At 70.0% G+C, this 15469-nt stretch carries 16 protein-coding genes; 9 read left to right on the forward strand and 7 right to left on the reverse strand.

The window, feature by feature from the left end; all coding sequences use genetic code 11:
• Positions 1 to 6 precede the first annotated feature (6 nt).
• Entirely contained in the window at positions 7 to 471 is a 465-nt protein-coding gene (locus tag EDD93_RS12145; protein WP_123525173.1) for a GatB/YqeY domain-containing protein, read from the forward strand.
• Between the two features lie 171 nt (positions 472 to 642).
• Here the strand turns inward: EDD93_RS12145 and EDD93_RS12150 are convergent, their stop codons facing one another.
• Positions 643 to 2889: a transglycosylase domain-containing protein gene (locus tag EDD93_RS12150; protein ID WP_123525174.1), complete on the reverse strand. Its 2247-nt coding sequence runs from the start codon at positions 2887 to 2889 to the stop codon at positions 643 to 645.
• A 397-nt stretch (positions 2890 to 3286) separates the two neighbouring features.
• Here EDD93_RS12150 and EDD93_RS12160 point away from each other — a divergent pair, with 397 nt between their 5' ends.
• The gene (locus EDD93_RS12160) at positions 3287 to 3637 is read left to right on the forward strand and encodes a WhiB family transcriptional regulator (RefSeq protein ID WP_185092287.1); all 351 of its coding nucleotides are present in this window, start codon (positions 3287 to 3289) and stop codon (positions 3635 to 3637) included.
• Positions 3638 to 3815: 178 nt separating this feature from the next.
• On the opposite strand, the gene EDD93_RS12165 is transcribed toward EDD93_RS12160, so the two are convergent.
• Complete coding sequence (locus EDD93_RS12165; protein WP_398905039.1) at positions 3816 to 5285, reverse strand: ArsA family ATPase; 1470 nt, start codon at positions 5283 to 5285, stop codon at positions 3816 to 3818.
• 176 nt (positions 5286 to 5461) lie between these two features.
• Positions 5462 to 6463, reverse strand: coding sequence for an ArsA-related P-loop ATPase (locus EDD93_RS12175; RefSeq protein ID WP_123525177.1), 1002 nt, complete (start codon positions 6461 to 6463; stop codon positions 5462 to 5464).
• An 82-nt stretch (positions 6464 to 6545) separates the two neighbouring features.
• On the opposite strand from EDD93_RS12175, the gene EDD93_RS12180 reads away from it, so the two are divergent.
• The 4 genes from EDD93_RS12180 (at position 6546) to EDD93_RS12195 (ending at position 9110) form a co-directional block, all read left to right on the forward strand.
• Positions 6546 to 6704 carry a DUF4177 domain-containing protein gene (locus tag EDD93_RS12180; RefSeq protein WP_003991873.1) on the forward strand — a complete coding sequence of 53 codons (159 nt, stop codon included), beginning with the start codon at positions 6546 to 6548 and terminating at the stop codon, positions 6702 to 6704.
• Positions 6704 to 7174 (forward strand): RidA family protein, encoded by a 471-nt coding sequence (locus EDD93_RS12185; protein ID WP_123525178.1) that lies wholly within the window; start codon positions 6704 to 6706, stop codon positions 7172 to 7174. The genes EDD93_RS12180 and EDD93_RS12185 overlap by 1 nt, the downstream gene beginning before the upstream one ends.
• Before the next feature lie 152 nt (positions 7175 to 7326).
• Complete coding sequence (locus EDD93_RS12190) at positions 7327 to 8283, forward strand: NUDIX hydrolase (RefSeq protein ID WP_260255699.1); 957 nt, start codon at positions 7327 to 7329, stop codon at positions 8281 to 8283.
• The gene (locus EDD93_RS12195; protein WP_123525179.1) at positions 8280 to 9110 is read left to right on the forward strand and encodes an MBL fold metallo-hydrolase; all 831 of its coding nucleotides are present in this window, start codon (positions 8280 to 8282) and stop codon (positions 9108 to 9110) included. The genes EDD93_RS12190 and EDD93_RS12195 overlap by 4 nt, the downstream gene beginning before the upstream one ends.
• Positions 9111 to 9287: 177 nt before the next feature.
• On the opposite strand, the gene EDD93_RS12200 is transcribed toward EDD93_RS12195, so the two are convergent.
• Positions 9288 to 9962 carry a Crp/Fnr family transcriptional regulator gene (locus tag EDD93_RS12200; protein ID WP_024490688.1) on the reverse strand — a complete coding sequence of 225 codons (675 nt, stop codon included), beginning with the start codon at positions 9960 to 9962 and terminating at the stop codon, positions 9288 to 9290.
• A gap of 325 nt (positions 9963 to 10287) precedes the next feature.
• On the opposite strand from EDD93_RS12200, the gene nth reads away from it, so the two are divergent.
• The 3 genes from nth (at position 10288) to EDD93_RS12215 (ending at position 13323) form a co-directional block, all read left to right on the forward strand.
• Positions 10288 to 11223 carry an endonuclease III gene (nth, locus tag EDD93_RS12205; RefSeq protein ID WP_260255700.1) on the forward strand — a complete coding sequence of 312 codons (936 nt, stop codon included), beginning with the start codon at positions 10288 to 10290 and terminating at the stop codon, positions 11221 to 11223.
• Between the two features lie 61 nt (positions 11224 to 11284).
• Complete coding sequence (locus tag EDD93_RS12210; protein WP_123525180.1) at positions 11285 to 12022, forward strand: CoA pyrophosphatase; 738 nt, start codon at positions 11285 to 11287, stop codon at positions 12020 to 12022.
• 95 nt (positions 12023 to 12117) lie between these two features.
• Positions 12118 to 13323 (forward strand): MarP family serine protease, encoded by a 1206-nt coding sequence (locus EDD93_RS12215; protein ID WP_123525181.1) that lies wholly within the window; start codon positions 12118 to 12120, stop codon positions 13321 to 13323.
• A gap of 194 nt (positions 13324 to 13517) precedes the next feature.
• On the opposite strand, the gene EDD93_RS40165 is transcribed toward EDD93_RS12215, so the two are convergent.
• From EDD93_RS40165 to EDD93_RS12230, 3 genes are all read right to left on the reverse strand, one after another.
• Complete coding sequence (locus tag EDD93_RS40165; RefSeq protein ID WP_123525182.1) at positions 13518 to 13721, reverse strand: hypothetical protein; 204 nt, start codon at positions 13719 to 13721, stop codon at positions 13518 to 13520.
• Positions 13722 to 13826: 105 nt separating this feature from the next.
• Entirely contained in the window at positions 13827 to 14903 is a 1077-nt protein-coding gene (locus EDD93_RS12225) for an alpha/beta fold hydrolase (protein ID WP_185092288.1), read from the reverse strand.
• Positions 14900 to 15430 (reverse strand): phage holin family protein, encoded by a 531-nt coding sequence (locus EDD93_RS12230; RefSeq protein WP_123525183.1) that lies wholly within the window; start codon positions 15428 to 15430, stop codon positions 14900 to 14902. Before EDD93_RS12230 ends, EDD93_RS12225 begins: the two co-directional genes overlap by 4 nt.
• Between the last annotated feature and the right edge of the window lie 39 nt (positions 15431 to 15469).

The raw sequence follows: 15469 nt of genomic DNA on the forward strand, positions 1-15469 counted from the left end.
CACCACATGACCACGCTCAAGTCCAAGCTCAAGGAAGACCTCACCACGGCCATGAAGGCGCGCGACGAGCTGACCTCGTCCACGCTCCGGCTGACCCTCACCGCGATCACGAAGGAGGAGGTCAGCGGCAAGTCGGCCCGCGAACTCTCCGACGACGAGGTGCAGAAGGTGATCGCCAAGGAGGCGAAGAAGCGCCGCGAGGCGGCCGAGGCCTTCGCACAGGGCGGCAGGGCCGAGCAGGCCGAGCGGGAGAAGAAGGAGGGCGAGCTGCTCGACGCCTACCTCCCGCAGCAGCTGAGCGACGACGAGCTGTCCGCGATCGTGGCCTCCGCGGTCGATGAGGCGAAGGCGGGCGGCGCCGAGGGCCCGCGTGCGATGGGCGCCGTCATGAAGATCGTGAACCCGAAGGTCGCCGGGCGGGCGGAGGGCGGCCGGGTGGCCGCCGAGGTCAAGAAGCTCCTCGCGGGCTGAGACGCCGGGGCCCCCGCAGGGCCTGCGGGTCCGGTGGGTCCGGCGGGCCTGTGAGCCGTCGAGTGTTCTGGACATGAAGGTGGGGCGCCCCCGGCTCGGGGGCGCCCCACCTTCATGTGCGCCGTGACGACTACCGCCGTGGCACTGGCACTGGCACTGAGACGGACAAGGTCAGGGGCCTTGCGTCCCGCCGTTGCCCTGGCCGCGGCCGTGGCCGTTGTTGCCGCCGAGGAGGTCCGGCGGAATGCTGATGCCGGGGAAGGGGTCGTCGCCGCCGGGCTTGTTGTCGTCCTGGCCCGGCTTGTTCTTGTCCCTGTCCTTGTTCTTTCCCTTGTCTTCCTTCGGCTTCGCCCGCGGTACGTCGACCGCGTTGAAGGCCGGGGTCTCGGAGGCGTTCAGGGAGCCGGTCATCGCCGTCTTCCAGATCGGACCGGGCAGACAGCCACCGCAGACCTCGTCGTAGTACTGGCCGCCGATGGTGATGTTGCTCATCGGGAGCTGCCTGGCACCGTCGCTGCCGACCCACACCGCCGTGGACAGGTTCGGCGTGTAGCCGACGAACCAGGCGTTCTTGCGCTCGTCGGTGGTACCGGTCTTGCCCGCGTTGTCACGGTCGCTGAGGCCGGCCTGCTGGCCGGTTCCGTCCGCCACGACGCCCTTGAGCATCTGGTTGATGGTGTCAGCGGTGTGCTCGCTCATGGCCTGCGTGCACTTCGACTTCGGTACGTCGAGCTGCTTGCCGGTCGGGCTGGTCACCGAGAGGATCGCGATCGGGGAGCAGTACTTGCCGCGGTTGGCGAAGGTCGCGTACACCGAGGCCATCGCCAGCGGTGTCGACTCCTGGCCACCGAGGGTGGTGGAGGCGACCGGCTGCAGCGGCTTGTTGTTGCCGCGGATGTAGCCGACCTTGTCCGCCATGGAAAGGGTCTCGCAGAGGCCCGCCTTCTGCTCCAGCTTCGCGAAGTAGGTGTTGATCGACTTGCCCAGCGCGCTGGTCATGTCGAACGTGCCCTTCTCCGACTCCAGCTCGTTCGACACCTCCCACGGCCGGTTGTCCGCAGGCCGGTTGTCACAGGTGCGGAAGCTCTCGCCGGGCAGCGAGATCTGGTGGTCCGAGGTGAAGTCCTGCGCCGGACTGATCCCCTTCTCCAGTGCCGCCGCCGCGGTGATCGGCTTGAAGGTCGACCCCACCTGGAAGCCGGCGTAGCTGCCGCCCATCTTGTGGTCGACGTTCAGGTTCAGCACGGTCTGGTGCTTGGACTGATCCAGCCCGTACGGGCGGGACTGGGCCATCGCCGTGATCTGACCCGTGCCCGGCTTCACCTGGACGACGGCGTCGGCGATCTTGTCGTCCTTGTTCACGCGGGAGGTGGCGGCCTCGTTGGAGGCGGCCTGCGAGCGCGGGTCCAGGGTCGTCTTGATCGTGAGGCCGCCGGTTGCCCAGAGCTTGGCGCGGTCCTTCGCCGTCTTGCCGAAGGCGGGGTCGCCCGTGACGATCTGCCGTACGTAGTCACAGAAGAAGCCCGAGCCGCTGACGGCGGTGATGCAGCCGTTCTGCGGCCGCTTGACCTTCAGCTTGATCGGCGTCGCCTCGGCCTTGGCGGCCTCGGCCTTCGAGATGTCCCCGACATCCGCCATCCGCTGGAGCACGGTGTTGCGACGCTTGGTCGCCTCCTCCGTGTCGTTGACGGGGTCGTAGCGGCTGGGCGACTGCACGATGCCGGCCAGCAGCGCCGCCTCCTCCACCTTCAGGTCCTTCGCCGGCTTCGAGAAGTAGCGCTGCGAGGCCGCCTCGACCCCGTAGGCCTGCTGGCCGAAGAAGGTGATGTTGAGGTAGTTCTCCAGGATCTTCTTCTTGCCGAGCTCTTCCTCGACCTGGATCGCGTACTTCAGCTCCTGGACCTTGCGGCCGAGCGTCTGCTGGGTGGCCTCGGCGACCTTGGCCGGGTCGTCGCCCGCCTCCTCGACGAAGACGTTCTTCACGTACTGCTGGGTGAGGGTCGACGCGCCCTGCGCGGTCCCGCCCGACTGAACGTTGCGGTTCATCGCGCGCAGGATGCCCTTGAGGTCGACCGCGCCGTGCTCGTAGAAGCGGGAGTCCTCGATCGCGATGATCGCCTTCTGCATGTACGGCGAGATGTCCTTCAGCGGCACCACCGTGCGGTCGCGCGAGTAGACCGTCGCGATCTGGCCGCCCTGGTTGTCCAGGATCGTGGTTCGCTGCATCAGCGGCGGAGTCTTCAGATTGGCCGGGATCTCGTCGAATCCGTCGACCGTCCCCTTGGCGGCGAGACCCAGTGCTCCGGCGGCCGGCAGCGCGATGCCCGCCAGGACCACTCCGGAGAGTGCGGCGACACCGAGGAACTTGGCGGCCTGCTGGGTCGTCGTGAGACCCCCGCCCGAGCGCTTCTTTGGCATGGGGGCAGCCTACGTTCTCATTCGCCGGACACACGTATATGCCTTGGCCTAAGCTGCTCTCAACTGTCACAGCAGTCCGGTTTTGTATCAACCCCCCTGCATGACCCTGTGCATGACCCGACCACGATTAAGGCGCTCCCGAAATCGCCTCGTGTGTCATCGAACGTCCGTTGTGTCTCAGATGGTCTGTCCCGATTCTCTCGGGATAGTCGCGGATGTCCTCACCTCACTCCCCTGGGTGATCTGCCGCATACGCATAGTCCGTTCGGGCCATTCAAGATTGGGCCCGAAGGGGGTGTTGTGCTGTCGCCACCTTCCGTAACGTCCTCAACTGGCAGCGGTGAATATGCCGCTGTCGCCGTGGGGGAGCCTCGATTCGGGAGAGGACGGCGCCGGGATGGGCTGGGTAACCGACTGGAGTGCGCAGGCAGCCTGCCGCACTACCGATCCGGATGAACTGTTCGTACAAGGGGCAGCGCAGAACAGGGCCAAGGCGGTGTGCACCGGATGTCCGGTGCGGACCGAGTGCCTGGCCGATGCGCTGGACAATCGCGTCGAGTTCGGCGTGTGGGGTGGGATGACCGAACGGGAGCGCCGCGCACTGCTGCGCAGGCGACCGACCGTCACGTCCTGGCGCCGGCTGCTGGAGACCGCACGCAGCGAGTACGAGCGGTCCACGGGCATCCTGCCCGTGGCGATCGGGCTGGAGGACGACGAACTGCACGAGACGCTCGCCGCCGTGGGGTGACCTGGGCGATGGGCGACCGGTCCGGCCCGGGGGACGGACGGACCGCATGGTGCGGGTGGGGCCTCACGTGCACGGGTGGGTTCTGATCCACACGCGTGGGTTCTGACCCCTTACGGATGCTGATGCGCGCTGACCTGTGCTGATGCCTGCTCGGGCTACGGCTCGGGCTATGGGGTGTCTACGCTGCTCCGGCCGGAGCTGAACCGGTCGCGAGCCGGTCGCCGATGGCCCGCAGCCCCGCGAGATCATGGACATCTCCGGGCAGCGCGGCCACCGCCGTTACGGCCACCTCGGGATGCAGCGCGGTGAAACGGTCGCGGGTGTGCTGTTCGCGCGCGACCACCTGCATCCTTTCGGCGTGCAGATGCAGCAGACCGGCAGTCAGCTGCTCGATGGAGACAGCGGAGTCCGCCGGGGCGCCTGAGTCGGCCGAGGCGGTCGAAGCAGTCGAGTCGGCTGAGACAGGGCCGACAGCGGGCAGAGCGGAGGCATCTGCGTCCGCGTCGGTGGGCTCGTACTCCGAGGCATGCTCGGACAGGTCGGGGGTGGCGGCTCCAGATGTGTCCGTGGGCTGTGCGGTCCCGGCCGCGGGGGAGTCGGCGGGCTCACGAAGTCCAGCCTTCCCGGCCCTCTGATCCACAATGCCGGCTGCATCAAGATTTTCTGCGGCATCCAGCGCCTGCCCGGCCGAGAGCCGGGCGGCCTCGCTCCCGTGGACCCGGTTGAGGACCAGCCCCGCCAGCGGCATGTCCTCCGCGGCCAGCCGCTCCACGAAGTACGCCGCTTCGCGGAGCGCGTCCCGCTCCGGCGTCGCGACGACGAGGAATGCCGTGCCGGGTGCCTGAAGCAGCTTGAACGTGGCATCGGCGCGGGTACGGAACCCGCCGAACATCGTGTCCATCGCAGCGACGAAGGTCTGTACGTCCCTCAGGAACTGGCCACCGAGCAGCTTCCCGAGCGTTCCGGTCATCATCGACATGCCCACATTGAGGAACTTCATCCCCGCCCGGCCGCCCATCTTCGCCGGGGCCATCAGCAGCTTGATGAACTTCCCGTCCAGGAACGAGCCGAGCCGCTTCGGCGCGTCCAGGAAATCGAGCGCGGAACGCGAGGGCGGGGTGTCGACGACGATCAGGTCCCACTCGTCGCGCCCCCGGAGCTGGCCGAGCTTCTCCATCGCCATGTACTCCTGCGTGCCCGCGAAGCCGGCCGACAGGGACTGGTAGAAGGGGTTCTCCAGGATCGCGCGGGCCCGCTCGCCGTCCGCGTGCGCCTCGACGATCTCGTCGAAGGTCCGCTTCATGTCGAGCATCATGGCGTGCAACTCGCCGGAGCCTCGCGTCTCGATGCCCTTGACCCGGCGGGGGACGTTGTCCAGCGAGTCGATCCCCATGGACTGGGCGAGCCGGCGGGCCGGGTCGATGGTGAGGACGACGACCTTGCGGCCGCGTTCGGCCGCACGCACCCCGAGCGCCGCGGCGGTCGTGGTCTTGCCCACTCCGCCCGAACCGCAGCACACGATGATCCGGATGTCCGGGTCGTCGAGGAGGGCGTCGGTGTCCAGGGCGGGGGCAGCGGCAGGGGCAGCCGCCGGGGCGGGGGCGCTTGCCGTCGCGGCCGTCCGCGCGTTCCCGTCCGGCCCGGTCATTCCCTTCGGCCCGGTCGTCGTTGCGTCCGGCCCGGTCGTTGCGTCCGCGTCGGTGTTTCTGCCCGTGCCGGCCGCGCGGTTCGTGGCCCTGGTTCTGGACGTGGACGTGGACGTGGACGTGGACGTGGACGTAGCTGTGGCCTTGCCCTTGCCCGTGGACTGGTTCCTGTCCGATGTCATGAACCCACCCCTTGTCCCGTAGCTTCTCCCGTCGCCCCTTCGCCCACGCCCTGCTTACGGAGCTCCGTGGCCAGCTCGTACAGTCCGGCCGGGTCCACACCCTCGCCGATGAGCGGGAGTTCGTAGCCCGGCAGTCCGAGGCCCGCCAGTACGGCGCGCTGTTCACGTTCCAGCTCGACCCGCTGGGCGTGCTCGGCGCCCTGCGCGAGCAGGGGGCGCACGAGGCCTGCGGAGCCGGTCACGCCCGCCCGGGTCAGCGTCTTGGCGATCTCCTTGCGGCGGCCGCCCGCGGCGGTGCGCAGCGCGTCCTCGTCCAGCAGGTGCGGGCGCACCATGTTCACGATGACCCGGCCCACCGGCAGCTCGGCCGCCCGGAGCTCGGCGATGCCGTCCGCGGTCTCCTGGACCGGCATCTCCTCCAGCAGGGTCACCAGATGGACCGCGGTCTCCGGGGACTTCAGTACCCGCATCACGGCCTGGGCCTGATTGTGTATCGGGCCTATCCGGGCCAGCCCCGCCACCTCGTCGTTCACGTTGAGGAAGCGGGTGATGCGGCCGGTCGGCGGGGCGTCCATGATCACGTAGTCGTAGACGAACCGGTTCTGCTTGTCCTTGCGGCGCACCGCCTCGCACGCCTTGCCGGTCAGCAGGACGTCCCGGACGCCGGGCGCGATCGTCGTGGCGAAGTCGATCGCGCCGAGCTTCTTGAGCGCCCGGCCGGCGCTGCCGAGCTTGTAGAACATCTGGAGGTAGTCGAGGAGCGCGCGCTCGGCGTCGATCGCGAGGGCGTACACCTCCCCGCCGCCCGGTGCGACGGCGATCTTGCGCTCCTCGTAGGGGAGGGAGTCCGCCTCGAAAAGCTGGGCGATGCCCTGTCTGCCCTCGACCTCGACGAGGAGGGTGCGCCTGCCCTCGGTCGCGAGGGCGAGCGCGAGGGCGGCGGCGACCGTGGTCTTACCGGTACCGCCCTTGCCGCTGACGACCTGGAACCTGCTCACGTATTCGAGCCTAACCAGTCGTACCGCAGGCTACGCACGAGGCTGCGCGTCCCGTGGATTGCGCAGGCATTACAGTCGGGCCATGACCAAGTGGGAATACGCGACCGTGCCCCTTCTCGTGCACGCGACCAAGCAGATTCTGGACACCTGGGGCGAGGACGGCTGGGAGCTGGTCCAGGTCGTTCCCGGCCCGAACAACCCCGAGCAGCTCGTGGCCTACCTGAAGCGGGAGAAGCAGTAGTGGCGGGCGCCGTCGAGGCGAAGCTCGCCGAGCTCGGGCTGCCCCTGCCGGGCGTCGTGCCGCCGCTGGCCTCGTACCAGCCGGCCGTGCAGTCCGGGGTGTACGTGTACACCTCGGGCCAGCTGCCGATGGTGGACGGCCAGCTCGCCGTCACCGGCAAGGTCGGCGCCGAGGTCACGCCCGACGAGGCCAAGGAGCTGGCGAAGACCTGCGCCCTCAACGCGCTCGCCGCGGTGAAGTCGGTCGCGGGCGACCTGGACCGGATCGCGCGCGTCGTGAAGGTCGTCGGCTTCGTCGCCTCGGCCACCGACTTCACCGGCCAGCCCGCCGTGATCAACGGTGCGAGCGAATTGCTGGGCGCGGTGCTCGGTGACAAGGGCGTGCACGCGCGCAGCGCGGTGGGCGTCGCGGTGCTGCCGCTGGACGCACCGGTCGAGGTCGAGATCCAGGTCGAGCTGACCGGGGCCTGAGCCGCCCGCCTGCCGCCGGCCTCTTCCGATCCCGTCCGGTCACGACGACCGGGCGGGATCTTCTGTGTCCTGGGCATGTACGGCTGTGTCCTGGGCATGTACGGATCCCCGCCCCCCTCGAACATCCTCGCGGTTCCGGATAGCCTCCGGCCATGTCCAATGGTCAGTGGTACCCACCGGAATGGCCCGACCGGATCCGGGCCCTCGCCACCGGCGAACTGACGGCCGCGACCCCCCGGCGGGCCGCCACCGTGATGCTGCTCCGGGACGCCGCCGCGGGTACCGGGGGCGGTCCCACAGTCCATATGCTGCGCCGGCGCACCTCGATGGCCTTTGCCGGAGGGGCGTACGCCTATCCGGGTGGCGGGGTCGACCCGCGCGACGACGACCGGCTCGTCGGCTGGGCCGGACCCGCGCTGGAGAGCTGGGCGCGGCGGCTCGGTGTCACCACACCCGCCGAGGCGCAGGCGATCGTCTGCGCGGCGGTCCGCGAGACGTACGAGGAGGCCGGCGTGCTGCTCGCGGGCCCGACCGCGGACACCGTCGTCACGGACACCACCGGAGCGGACTGGGAGGCCGATCGCAAGGCCCTGGTCGCGCGAGAGCTGTCGTTCGCCGAGTTCCTTGAGCGCCGCGGGCTGGTCCTGCGCTCGGACCTGCTCGGCGCGTGGGCGCGCTGGATCACTCCGGAGTTCGAACCGCGCCGCTACGACACCTGGTTCTTCGTGGCCGCGCTCCCGGCCGGTCAGCGCACCCGTAACGCCTCCACGGAGGCCGACCGCACGGTGTGGATCGGCCCGGGGGAGGCGGCCGACGGCTACGACCGCGGCGAGCTGCTGATGATGCCGCCGACGGTTTCGACGCTGCGCGGGCTCAGGGCCCACGCCACCGCCGCGCAGGCACTGGAGGCGGCATCTGCCCAGGACCTCGCCCCCGTACTCGCACAGGCGCGCCTGGAGGGCGACGAGCTGGTGCTGAGCTGGCCGGGGCACGAGGAGTTCACCAAGCACATCCCGGCGGCCACCACGGGCACTACGGACGCCCCGGACGCCCCGGGCACCACGGGCACCACGGGCACCACGGGCACCACGGGCGGTGGGGCGGCATGAGCGACGCGGCAGCGCTGCCCGGACAGCCACGCGGCGCGGTGGTCTCCGGCCCCGCCACAGCCCGAGCGGTGAACGTCCTCGCGCCCAACGCGTCGCCGATGACGCTGGACGGCACCAACACCTGGATCATCGCCGAGCCCGACTCGGACCTCGCGGTGGTCATCGACCCGGGGCCCCTGGACGACGGCCACCTTCGGGCCGTCATCGACACCGCCGAGCGGGCGGGCCGCCGGATCGCGCTCACGCTCCTCACCCACGGCCACCCCGACCACGCGGAGGGCGCGGCCCGGTTCGCCGAGCTGACCCGTACGAAGGTGCGCGCGCTCGACCCCGGGCTGCGGCTCGGTGACGAGGGCCTGGGCACGGGCGACGTGATCACGACCGGCGGGCTGGAGATGTACGTGGTGCCGACCCCGGGCCACACCGGCGATTCGCTCTCGTTCCATCTGCCCGCCGACCGCGCCGTGCTGACGGGGGACACGATCCTCGGCCGGGGGACGACGCTGGTGGCGCACCCCGACGGGCGTCTCGGCGACTACCTCGACTCGTTGCGGCGGCTGCGCTCGCTGACGGTCGACGACGGGGTGCACACGGTGCTGCCGGGGCACGGTCCGGTGCTGGACGACGCCCAGGGCGCGGTCGAGTTCTACCTGGCTCACCGCGCGAACCGGCTGGCGCAGGTGGAGACGGCCGTGGAGGCCGGGTACCGGACGTCGGCGGAGGTGGTGGCGCACGTGTACGCGGACGTGGACCCGTCACTGTGGCCGGCGGCGGAGCTCTCGGTGCTGGCTCAGCTGGAGTACCTGGAGGAGCACGGTCTGATCTGAGCACCGGCTGATCTGAGCAGGGTCTGATCTGGGCGCCGGCGGATCTGAGCACGGTCTGCTCTGGGCGTCGGCTGATCTGAGCGCGGCCCGAACTGATATCCGGGCACGGCTTGGTATGAACGCGGCGAGGGGCCCCGCCGGATCGGCGGGGCCCCTCGTGCGCCGTGGTTCGACGGGTCAGCGGGACCGCTTGGCCAGCCGCTCCACGTCGAGCAGGATCACCGCACGGGCCTCCAGCCGCAGCCAGCCGCGGCCGGCGAAGTCGGCGAGGGCCTTGTTGACCGTCTCGCGGGAGGCGCCGACCAGCTGGGCCAGCTCCTCCTGCGTCAGGTCGTGCACCACGTGGATGCCTTCCTCGGACTGGACGCCGAAGCGGCGCGACAGGTCGAGGAGCGCACGGGCGACGCGGCCCGGTACGTCCGAGAAGACCAGGTCGGACATCTGGTCGTTGGTCTTGCGCAGGCGCCGTGCGACGGCGCGCAGCAGGGCGGTGGCCACCTCGGGGCGTACGTTCAGCCAGGGCTGCAGGTCGCCGTGACCGAGGCCGAGGAGCTTGACCTCGGTCAGCGCGGTGGCGGTGGCGGTGCGCGGGCCCGGGTCGAAGAGCGACAGCTCACCGATCAGCTCGCCGGGACCGAGGACGGCCAGCATGTTCTCGCGGCCGTCGGGCGAGGTGCGGTGCAGCTTCACCTTGCCGTCGGTGACCACATAGAGGCGGTCGCCCGGGTCACCCTCGTGGAACAGCGCGTCGCCGCGTGCGAGGGTCACCTCACTCATCGAGGCGCGGAGCTCCGCGGCCTGCTCATCATCGAGCGCCGCGAAAAGCGGGGCGCGCCGCAGAACGTCGTCCACGAGTTCTCTCCTTGTCGGCCTGTTCAGGGAACCGTGGTCCCCATCATGCCGGACGGTAAAACAGTGCGATCAATCACAAACCAGTTTGACGCACGCGCGTGCCGGGACGTACGGCAGGGGGCCGATTGGGGGTGGATCAACGGTGACCGGGGCGGATGTCAGCGGCTGGCTCTAGGCTGGTCGAGTGTCCGGAAGGCCGGTGAGAGTGCAGGCCAAGGGGGTTGATGGGGTGTCGGAAGGCCGCGATTCTGCTGTGGGCGAACAGGGTGTAGGGGAAGCGAAAAATGCGACAAAAAGCCCGGCAGGGCGGATGAAACGGGCGGGAATGACGGAACGGACGGGAGCGGCGAAACGGGTGGGTTCCAAGGACGGCACTGACTCGGCAGCCAAGCCGAAGTCGGAGCCCGATACCAACAAGCCCAGGCCCAAGCCGAACACCAGCGCCAACGTCAAGCCCAAGGCCAACGTCAAGCCCAAGGCCAAGGCCAACGCCAAGCCGGAATCCCATCTGGCCATGGTCCGCAGGGCCCGCCGGATCAACCGTGAGCTCGCCGAGCTGTACCCCTACGCCCACCCCGAGCTGGACTTCCGGAACGCATTCGAGCTGCTGGTCGCCACGGTCCTCTCGGCGCAGACCACCGATCTGAGGGTCAACCAGACCACCCCCGCGCTCTTCGCCGCCTACCCCACCCCCGAGGACATGGCGGCGGCTGTCCCGGAGGAAATGGAAGAGATCATTCGGCCGACCGGCTTCTTCCGCGCCAAGACCAAGTCGCTGCTGGGCCTCTCCGCGGCCCTCCGGGACAACTTCGGCGGCGAGGTGCCCGGACGCCTCGAGGACCTCGTGACGCTGCCGGGGGTCGGCCGCAAGACCGCCAACGTCGTATTGGGGAACGCGTTCGGCGTACCCGGGATCACTGTCGACACCCACTTCGGGCGGCTGGTGCGCCGCTGGAAGTGGACCGACCAGGAGGATCCGGTGAAGGTCGAGGCGGAGGTCGCGGAGATCTTCCCCAAGAGCGAGTGGACGATGCTCTCGCACCGTGTCGTTTTCCACGGGCGCCGCATCTGCCACGCCCGCAAGCCCGCCTGCGGCGCCTGCCCGATCGCCCCGCTCTGCCCTTCGTACGGAGAGGGCGAGACGGATCCCGAGAAGGCCCGGAAGCTTCTGAAGTACGAGATGGGGGGCCGGCCGGGGCAGCGGCTGAGTCCGCCGCCGGACTACCCGGGCGCACCGGCCCCCGCCCTCGGTACCGGCTGACCGCAGGCGCCGCTGCGGAACGAAATGCGTGACGACAGGCGTTGTGAGACGAGGGGTGCCAATGAAGACGCATCAACACAGCACGGACGCGGCGGCCACCGGCGCGTCCGTGCCGGGGGCCGGCCGAGAAGCCTCGGTCGCCGTCACCACCGACGGGCTGCCCGCGTGGCTGGACCCCGTCGCCCACGCCGCGCGCACCGTCGAGCCGCGCCAGCTCAGCCGCTTCCTGCCGCCCGAGAGCGGGGCGGGACGGCAGTCGGCCGTCCTCGTCCTGTTCGGCGAGGGTGCGCGCGGGCCCGAGCTGCTCCTGATGGAGCGCGCCGGGAGCCTGCGCTCGCACCCCGGGCAGCCCTCGTTCCCCGGCGGCTCCCTGGACCCGGAGGACGGCGACCAGGCGACGACGGGCCCGCTCAGGGCCGCGCTGCGGGAGGCCCAGGAGGAGACCGGCCTCGATCCGCACGGCGTGCAACTGTTCGGTGTGCTGCCCCGGCTCTACATCCCGGTGAGCAGCTTCGTGGTGACGCCGGTCCTCGGCTGGTGGCGTACGCCCAGCCCGGTCGGAGTCGTCGATCCCGGTGAGACCGCGCGGGTCTTCACGGTCCCCGTGGCAGATCTCACGGACCCGGCCAACCGGGCCACGGCCGTCCATCCCAGCGGTCACCAAGGCCCGGCATTTCTGGTCGAATCCGCACTCGTATGGGGGTTCACGGCCGGCGTGATCGACCGGATCCTGCACTTCGCGGGCTGGGAGCGCCCCTGGGACAGAGCCAAGCAGGTGCCGCTCGACTGGCGCGCATGACAGGCTGACTCCCCGTGCTCCGCTGCTCCGGGCCTCCCGCCCGGACCCGGAGAGAGACGTACGGGCCCGGTGACGAATCTGTGAGGCTATAGACGGTGAACGTGCTGGACATCCTGCTGCTGGCCGGCGCCGTGTGGTTCGCGGTCATCGGATACCGCCAGGGGTTCGTCGTCGGCATCCTGTCGGTGATCGGGTTCCTGGGCGGCGGTCTCGTCGCCGTCTATCTGCTGCCGGTCCTGTGGGACCAGGTGACGGACGGCTCCGAGGTCTCGTCGACGGCAGCCGTCGTCGCGGTCGTCATCGTGATCGTGTGCGCCTCGGTGGGCCAGGCCTTCACCACGCACCTGGGGAACAAGCTCCGCAGGTACATCACGTGGTCGCCGGCGCGCGCCGTCGATGCGACGGGCGGCGCCCTGGTCAACGTCGTGGCGATGCTGCTGGTCTCGTGGCTGATCGGCTCCGCGCTGGCCGGCACCTCGCTGCCGACGCTGGGCAAGGAGGTGCGCAGCTCCTCGGTGCTGCTCGGCATTTCCCGGGTGATGCCGCCCCAGGCCTCCACCTGGTTCACGGACTTCTCCTCGGTGCTCGCGCAGAACGGCTTCCCACAGGTCTTCAGCCCGTTCGCCAATGAGCCGATCACCGAAGTCAAGGCGCCGGACCCGGCACTGGCCGGCAGCCCGGTCGCCGCCCGCGCCAAGAAGTCCATCGTCAAGGTCGTCGGTACGGCTCCGAGCTGCGGCAAGGTCCTCGAAGGCACCGGCTTCGTCTTCTCCGACCGCCGGGTGATGACCAACGCCCACGTCGTCGGCGGCGTCGACGAACCGACCGTCCAGATCGGCGGCCAGGGACGGCTGTACGACGCGAAGGTCGTCCTGTACGACTGGCGGCGCGACATCGCCGTGCTCGACGTCCCGGACCTCGACGCGAAGCCGCTCGGCTTCACCGACACCGACCACGACGCGGCGACCGGCAACAGCGCGATCGTCGCGGGCTTCCCGGAGAACGGCTCGTACGACGTACGGTCCGCGCGGGTCCGTGCCCGTATCGACGCCAACGGCCCGGACATCTACCACCGGGGCACCGTCCAGCGCGACGTGTACTCACTCTTCACGACGGTCCGCCAGGGGAACTCGGGCGGGCCGCTGCTGACCCCCGAGGGCAAGGTGTACGGCGTCGTCTTCGCCAAGTCGCTCGACGATCCGAACACCGGCTACGCGCTGACGGCCGACGAGATCCGTCAGGACATCGAGCAGGGACGAAGCGCCAACCAGCAGGTCGACAGCCAGGCGTGCGCGCTCTAGCTCCAGGCCGTGAGAGTGAACGCCCGCCGAAGCCCAGGGACTGGGGCCCAGGGCCGGAGCACAGGGCCCCAGTACGGGCGCCAGGGACCATGCGCCAGGGGCCGGGGCTCGGCGATCGCGGCGTCAGGGTGTCGTGGTGGGGGACCGGCAGGTCGTCCGAGGCGGCCGAGATGCGGTCCGGGGAGGCTGCCAGGTCATCCGCGCGGGTGGCGCAGCCGCGCCGAGACCCAGCGGGCCCTGCGGCGGAGGATGCGCGGAATGCCGAGCCGGGGATCATGCAGGACATGCATAGCGTGCACCCGGCCCTGGTGGCCGCCCCCCTCATGAATGCCCGGACCCGCCGTGGCGGTCGAGCGGCGATTGCGTGCTGCGTCACTGAAGTCGTGCGTCCAGCCCATACCTCGACGTCTGCCCGTGGCACATGGTCGGTAACCGCCCATCCGTCAGCCAATTGGCGTATGCGCCAGGCAAGTGGCTGTTCGTAGGACGGGTGTGCGCGCCGGCTAGCGGTCGGGCTCGGAATCCTTGAGCCAGCTGATGAGTTCGGCCGAGAAACCGTCCGGATCCTCCTCGTGCGGGAAGTGCCCCAGACCGTCGAAAAGTCGCCAACGGTACGGTGCCTCGACGTACTCGCCGGACCCCGCCGAACTCCTGGTGCGTACCGCCGGATCGAGTGAACCGTGGAGGTGCAGCGTGGGCACCCGAACCGGCCGCTTCATACGCCGGTAGAACTGGATGCCGTCGGGACGGGCCAGCGAGCGCACCATCCAGCGGTACGGCTCGACCGAGCAGTGCGCCGTCGACGGGATCGACATGGCACGCCGGTAGACGTCCACCGTCGGGTCGTCGGGGAAGTCCGCGGTCCGAGGCCCCGCCCAGTCATGGATCAGCCGCCCCACCAACGCCGCGTCGTCCGCCACGAGCTGACGCTCAGGAACCCACGGCCGCTGGAAGCCCCAGATGTACGAGCCCGCGCGGGACTGCGTGAAGTCGGAGAGCATCGAGGAGCGCCACCGCCTCGGGTGCGGCATCGAGGAGACCACGAGCCGGCGCACCAGCTTCGGCCGCATCACCGCCGCCGTCCAGGCGAGGTAGCCGCCCATGTCGTGACCGACCAGCGCAGCGTCCGGCTCACCGAGCGAACGGATCACGCCGGTGATGTCCAGCGCCAGGTTGGCCGGGTCGTACCCCCGGGGCGTGCGGTCGCTGCCGCCCACTCCGCGCAGGTCCATCGCCACCGCCCGGTACCCCGCGTCCGCGAGGGCGGGCAACTGGTGGCGCCAGGTCCACCAGAACTGCGGGAAGCCGTGCAGGAGCAGGACGAGGGGCCCTTCGCCCATTTCGGCGATGTGGAAGCGGGCGCCGTTCGCCGCGACGTCCCGGTGCGTCCAGGGGCCGTCCAGACGGACCGGGCCACCGGAGCCGGCCGCGGGGCCCAGCGGGCCGGTGAAGGGCGCTGACGCCTGGGACGGTGGTGGCGGTGCGGCGGACGGGCCTGCCTGGGGGCCGGCCGGCCCTTCGTGGTCCGCCCGGTCGTCCGGGCCCACTGAGCCGAATGCGCTGGAATCGGGGACCGTCATGTGGATGAGCGTGCCACAGCCGGCGCCTTGTCCTGGACCGGACCGTTCTCGATGGCCTTGTCCGAAAGTGTGCTGCCGCCCGCCGGAAGGATCACGTTCGCGGCGATGCCCGGACGGGGATGCGGCTTGACGCCCTGGAGGACGGCGGCGGTCTGCTTGGCCGAGGCGATGGACTTCTCCGGCGGCTTGACCTTTTTGAACTTGGCGTAGCCGAAGAGCGCGAGCAGGATCCCGAGCAGGATGAACGCGCCGCCCACGATCAGGAACGACCAGGCGAGACCCAGCCCCAGATTGTGGATTCCGTACGCGGCCGCGAAGCTCAGCACCGGGATCGCGAACAGGAGCAGCACACCCGTGACGATGAACGCCACACTGCCCGTGACGCCGCGCTTGACGTCCTGCCGCACCTCGGCCTTGGCCAGGGCAATCTCGTCGTGTACCAGCGCCGACAGTTCGGCCGTCGCCGAGGCGACCAGCTGGCCGAGACTGCGATCGGCGCTGCCCGCGTAATTGCCGGGGTCGCTCATGCCTGACTCCCTCTCCTGTTCAGTACATCCGATGTCAGA

The organism is Streptomyces sp. 840.1 (assembly GCF_003751445.1).
In the GTDB taxonomy this organism is placed as follows: domain Bacteria; phylum Actinomycetota; class Actinomycetes; order Streptomycetales; family Streptomycetaceae; genus Streptomyces.

Bases quoted from the DNA above. Each gene is read 5' to 3' on its own strand.
- EDD93_RS12145 (WP_123525173.1), top strand. From the start codon at position 7: ATGACCACGCTCAAGTCCAAGCTCAAGGAAGACCTCACCACGGCCATG.
- EDD93_RS12150 (WP_123525174.1), bottom strand. From the start codon at position 2,889: ATGCCAAAGAAGCGCTCGGGCGGGGGTCTCACGACGACCCAGCAGGCC.
- EDD93_RS12160 (WP_185092287.1), top strand. From the start codon at position 3,287: ATGGGCTGGGTAACCGACTGGAGTGCGCAGGCAGCCTGCCGCACTACC.
- EDD93_RS12165 (WP_398905039.1), bottom strand. From the start codon at position 5,285: ATGACCGGGCCGGACGGGAACGCGCGGACGGCCGCGACGGCAAGCGCC.
- EDD93_RS12180 (WP_003991873.1), top strand. From the start codon at position 6,546: ATGACCAAGTGGGAATACGCGACCGTGCCCCTTCTCGTGCACGCGACC.
- EDD93_RS12190 (WP_260255699.1), top strand. From the start codon at position 7,327: ATGTCCAATGGTCAGTGGTACCCACCGGAATGGCCCGACCGGATCCGG.
- EDD93_RS12195 (WP_123525179.1), top strand. From the start codon at position 8,280: ATGAGCGACGCGGCAGCGCTGCCCGGACAGCCACGCGGCGCGGTGGTC.
- nth (WP_260255700.1), top strand. From the start codon at position 10,288: ATGACGGAACGGACGGGAGCGGCGAAACGGGTGGGTTCCAAGGACGGC.
- EDD93_RS12210 (WP_123525180.1), top strand. From the start codon at position 11,285: ATGAAGACGCATCAACACAGCACGGACGCGGCGGCCACCGGCGCGTCC.
- EDD93_RS40165 (WP_123525182.1), bottom strand. From the start codon at position 13,721: ATGGGCTGGACGCACGACTTCAGTGACGCAGCACGCAATCGCCGCTCG.
- EDD93_RS12225 (WP_185092288.1), bottom strand. From the start codon at position 14,903: ATGACGGTCCCCGATTCCAGCGCATTCGGCTCAGTGGGCCCGGACGAC.
- EDD93_RS12230 (WP_123525183.1), bottom strand. From the start codon at position 15,430: ATGAGCGACCCCGGCAATTACGCGGGCAGCGCCGATCGCAGTCTCGGC.